This is a genomic window from Clostridioides sp. ZZV15-6388, assembly GCF_020657755.1.
GTDB lineage: Bacteria > Bacillota > Clostridia > Peptostreptococcales > Peptostreptococcaceae > Clostridioides.
Genome location: NZ_JAGWCU010000074.1, coordinates 1 through 705, shown reverse-complemented (window position 1 = coordinate 705; position 705 = coordinate 1). Strand labels below are relative to the sequence as shown.

The following is a 705-nucleotide window of genomic DNA, read 5'->3' as shown; positions in this document are numbered from 1 at the left end:
GAGCCAGGATCAAACTCTCAAATAAAAGTTTATCAGGCTCAGATACTATTGTTATCAAAATATCTGGCTTTATGGTTTGTTTCTTGTTTTATAAATTAACCTACTGTTTAATTTTCAAAGTTCTTTAAATTATTGTGGTGGGCCATCAGGGACTCGAACCCCAGACCTACCGGTTATGAGCCGGGCGCTCTAACCAACTGAGCTAATGGCCCACAATAATTTGGTGCCGAAGACCGGAATCGAACCGGTACGAGAGGTAAGTCCCGCAGGATTTTAAGTCCTGTGCGTCTGCCAGTTCCGCCACTTCGGCACATCACCTGGCTATGTCCTACTCTCCCAGGCAGTTTCCCACCAAGTACCATCAGCGCTAGAGAGCTTAACTTCTGTGTTCGGAATGGGAACAGGTGTATCCTCTCTGCTATTATAACCAGATTATTGTCTAAATTTTCATTTATCTTTTTTCTAAGACAAGTATTATAATAACATCTTTGTCTTATTATGTCAATACTTTTTTCATTCGATTTTTAGCTTATAAAACTCTTAAAAATCTCTAATTATTGACAAATTTAAATACATAGAGTTAACACTCTAAAAACTACATATATATTTTAATTAATGAACATCAAATAAATATTGGTCAAGTCCTCGACCTATTAGTATCGATAAGCTAAATACATTGCTGCACTTACACCTTCGACCTATCAA

At 37.2% G+C, this 705-nt stretch carries 2 tRNA genes and 2 rRNA genes; all 4 read right to left on the bottom strand.

Features of this window, described 5'->3' with window-relative positions:
* Positions 1–135: 135 nt before the first annotated feature.
* A tRNA-Ile gene (locus KGF48_RS19770) sits at positions 136–212 on the bottom strand.
* Between the two features lie 9 nt (positions 213–221).
* A tRNA-Leu gene (locus KGF48_RS19765) sits at positions 222–310 on the bottom strand.
* A gap of 5 nt (positions 311–315) precedes the next feature.
* Positions 316–432: ribosomal RNA gene (gene rrf, locus KGF48_RS19760) — 5S ribosomal RNA — on the bottom strand.
* 201 nt (positions 433–633) lie between these two features.
* Positions 634–705 (bottom strand): 23S ribosomal RNA (locus tag KGF48_RS19755); the annotation flags it as partial.